At 62.2% G+C, this 622-nt stretch carries 1 protein-coding gene; it reads right to left on the reverse strand.

From position 1 onward, the window contains the following. Positions 1-622 (reverse strand): VCBS domain-containing protein (locus DOM45_RS19885; RefSeq protein ID WP_167404634.1); only part of this gene is annotated, 622 nt, incomplete at both ends.

Raw genomic sequence — 622 nt, forward strand, 5'->3', positions numbered from 1 at the left:
CTGTTGAAGCTGAGGCTGCCGCTGCCCTGACCCACGCCGGTCGCAAGCTGATAGCTCTCGACGGTGCCATCCACATCGGTAGCCGCCGGAACCTGGCTAGTCAGCGTGGCATTCTCACCCGTCGTTTCGGTATCGGCCTTGGCCACCGGCGCATCGTTGGTGCCTGTGACGGTGATGGTTACCGTCTGCGGGGCGCTGACGCCGCCGTTATTGTCAGTGGCGGTGTAGCTGAAGGTCACATCACGGCTCTGGCCAGCGGCCAGTGCGTCGAAGTCGGTACCCGGGTTGAAGGTGTAACTGCCGTCGCTATTGAAGCTCAGCGCGCCATTGCCATCACCGACGTTCTGCACCAGTTGATAACTCTCGACCGCATCGTCGACGTCGGTCGCTGCCGGCACCTGAGCGTTCAGAGTGGCGTTTTCACCGGTGGTCTGGGTATCGGCCTTGGCGACCGGCGCATCATTGGTACCGGTGACGGTGATGGTCACCGTCTGCGGGGCACTGACGCCGCCATTATTATCGGTGGCGGTATAGCTGAAGGTGACCTCACGGCTCTCGCCCGCAGCCAGACTGTCGAAGTCGGTGCCGGAGACGAAGCTATAGGAACCGTCGGCATTGAACG

Origin of the sequence: Salinicola lusitanus, assembly GCF_003206045.1 — a bacterium.
Taxonomy (GTDB): domain Bacteria; phylum Pseudomonadota; class Gammaproteobacteria; order Pseudomonadales; family Halomonadaceae; genus Salinicola; species Salinicola lusitanus.